4 protein-coding genes are annotated in these 2,986 nt (G+C 67.0%); 3 read left to right on the plus strand and 1 reads right to left on the minus strand.

What is annotated here, in order from left to right; genetic code table 11:
* The 3 genes from JHC79_RS22590 to JHC79_RS22600 all read left to right on the plus strand — a co-directional run.
* Positions 1–662 (plus strand): peptide chain release factor-like protein (locus JHC79_RS22590; protein WP_296395123.1); only part of this gene is annotated, 662 nt, incomplete at its 5' end.
* Between the two features lie 6 nt (positions 663–668).
* A complete protein-coding gene (locus tag JHC79_RS22595) occupies positions 669–1,598 on the plus strand; it encodes a mechanosensitive ion channel family protein (RefSeq protein WP_296395125.1) in 930 nt (309 codons plus the stop codon).
* Complete coding sequence (locus JHC79_RS22600; RefSeq protein ID WP_296395127.1) at positions 1,595–2,053, plus strand: hypothetical protein; 459 nt, start codon at positions 1,595–1,597, stop codon at positions 2,051–2,053. The genes JHC79_RS22595 and JHC79_RS22600 overlap by 4 nt, the downstream gene beginning before the upstream one ends.
* 26 nt (positions 2,054–2,079) lie before the next feature.
* Here JHC79_RS22600 and JHC79_RS22605 read toward each other — a convergent pair whose 3' ends face one another.
* Entirely contained in the window at positions 2,080–2,814 is a 735-nt protein-coding gene (locus JHC79_RS22605) for a hypothetical protein (protein WP_296395129.1), read from the minus strand.
* Positions 2,815–2,986 lie beyond the last annotated feature (172 nt).

Raw genomic sequence — 2,986 nt, forward strand, 5'->3', positions numbered from 1 at the left:
GCATGTACATCCGCTGGGCCGAGAAGCACGGCTACGGCGTCGAGGTCTACGACACCTCCTACGCCGAGGAGGCAGGCCTCAAGAGTGCGACCTTCGCGGTCAAGGCGCCCTACATGTACGGGACCCTGTCGATCGAGATGGGTACGCACCGTCTGGTGCGGATCAGCCCGTTCGACAACCAGGGACGTCGTCAGACGTCGTTCGCCGAGGTCGAGGTGCTGCCCGTGGTCGAGACGACCGACCACATCGACATCGACGAGAACGACCTGCGTGTCGACGTCTACCGGTCATCGGGGCCCGGTGGGCAGTCGGTCAACACCACCGACTCCGCGGTGCGGCTGACCCACGTGCCCACTGGGATCGTGGTCACCTGTCAGAACGAGAAGAGCCAGCTGCAGAACAAGGTGGCAGCGATGAAGGTGCTGCAGGCGAAGCTGCTGGAGGTCAAGCGCAAGGAGGAGCGCGCCGAGATGGACGCTCTCAAGGGCGACGGCGGCTCCAGCTGGGGCAACCAGATGCGCTCGTATGTGTTGCACCCGTACCAGATGGTCAAAGACCTCCGTACCGAGTACGAGGTCAACAACCCGACCGCTGTCCTCGACGGCGATCTCGACGGCTTCATCGAGTCCGGGATCCGCTGGCGGATGGCCCAGGGCAGCTAGGAAACCATGCACCACACCGTCTACTACACGGCCTGGACACCGGCGGGCACCGGCGATCTCGTGCGGACACTGTCGCTGCGCGGGCTGCCGATCATCCTGCTGATCCTCGCCGCACTGATCGCCACACGGGCGATCCAGTGGGCCACCGCACGCATCACCGGCCGCATCGACCAGGGCTTCAAGAACAGCGACGAACTCGTCCGGTCGGAGTCGGAGAAGCATCGCCACTCGGTGGCCCAGGTCATCTCGTGGGTCGCGATCGTGATCGTCTATCTGGTGGTCGCGTTCAACATCATCCGACTGCTCAACGTCCCGATCACCGGATTCGTGGCGCCGGCAACCGTTCTCGGTGCGGCCCTGGGTTTCGGCGCGCAACGCATCGTGCAGGATCTGCTGTCCGGGTTCTTCATCATCACCGAGAAGCAGTACGGCTTCGGTGACGTGGTCGAACTGGCGGTGGCAGGCGGGATCCCGCCCGCCGAGGGCACCGTCGAGGACGTCACGTTGCGGGTCACCAAGATCCGTTCCTCCGACGGCGAGGTGATCACCGTCCCCAACGGTCAGATCGTGAAGGCGATCAACCTGTCCAAGGACTGGGCCCGATCCGTGGTCGACATCCCGCTGCCTGCCGGGGCCGACATCAGCCGGGTCAACGAGATCCTGAGCAGGATCGGTGAACAGACCTTCGCCGATCCCCGGATGCGTCCGCTGCTCCTCGACGCACCCACCCCGATGGGGGTCACCGACATGGAGATCGACGAGGTCACCGTCCGTATCGTGGCGCGGACGCTGCCGGGCAAACAGTTCGAGGTGAGCCGGGACCTGCGCTCGCGGATCGTGCGGGCATTCGGCCGTGCGGGCATCTCACTGGCCCCGGGCGAGACCATCCAGACCGGGGCGATGGGCGCCCCCGCGCAATCGGAGTCGAGCTCATGACCACCCCGAACGAACCGGCGTCGGACAGCACGGAGACGCCGCACAAGAAGACCTTCCGCGACCGGATTCCGAGCCACCTGTTCGGCGGTCGGCTGCGGACCACCACCGCGGTTCTGTTGATCGCATTCGTCGGCGTGCTCATGCTCTACGGCCAACGAGCCGACCACTACAAGACCATCGACGACGAGAAGGCCGCGGCATCGGCCACCCGCACGGCGGCGCCGCGCACCACCGAGGACACGCCGGAGTACACCGAGCCGATCCGGACCTCCACACGGACGTCGTCGTCGACGGCACCCTCGACGTCGACCACGACGACGTCAGACGGGACCACCGATCCCGAGGGCGGTCAGACATCACCGACGACGACCACCACGGCGCCGGGATTCCAACTCCCGACGATCCCGGGCATCGTCCTGCCCGGGCAGACACCCACCACGACGCCGGTGCGATAGGCGCGAGAGGAGCAGGGCGGCGGGACCTAGTTCTCGTAGCGGGTGGTCCGCCCGGCGAGGCGCAGCAGGTCGGTGGCGAGGCGCGCCGCGGTGCCCCCGTCGGTCACGGTGTCCAGCTCCACCTGAAAGTGACGTGCACGAGCACTGACGGTGATCGCGGGGCCGTCGACGGAATCCGTGCGACGAAGGACCACCGGCGTCTCGCTCGTCGCGGCCGCCGAACCGATGACACCGACCAGAGCGAAATCCACGTCTTGCCGCCATCCGCTCGATTCGAGCGCACGCACCGTGGAGTCGGTCACGTCGACGCTGGACGGCATGCCGACGAGAGTGCGTCGCGCCGACTTCACGGCCGCGTGGTCGACGCCGAGGGCGCCGGCGAGAAGAGCTGCAGCCAACAGATCGTCTGTCGCGGTGATCTCGCCGGCTGCGTACTTCTCCAGGTCGGTGGCGAGTTGGGCCGCGGTCGGCCCGGATCCGTCGTCACGTCCCAGCTCTGCGGTCACCGCCTGCGCGACGATGTCGTACGAACTCGGCGCAGGGGTCGGGATGAGGGTGCGGATCCGAGCCGCAACGGCCGCGGAGACGACCCGGGCCAGGCCCGGCAGATCACGGTCACCCGCGAGAGCGACCGCGCGATCCACCGCGTGTCCGCGCTCGGTGAGGTCGGCGATGGCGATGGGGGCGGCGACGATCGACCACAGGCGATCGAACTGGGTGACCGTCATCGCGGTCCGTGCCGACTCGTCGTGCTCGATCATCTGGTTGTCTCCGCCCGTGCCGGATGTGTTGACACTTCCGTTGCTCACACTAACTGCCGCTAAGCTCTTCGGTGATGAACAGGCCACTGACCGACTTCGTCGACGAGCATGATGCCGCGGCCTTCGCGGTGGCGCGGTCGATGGCGTCTGAACCCGATGCGCTGGTGCGGCA

This window comes from Williamsia sp., from assembly GCF_016462415.1.
In the GTDB taxonomy this organism is placed as follows: Bacteria; Actinomycetota; Actinomycetes; order Mycobacteriales; family Mycobacteriaceae; genus Williamsia_A.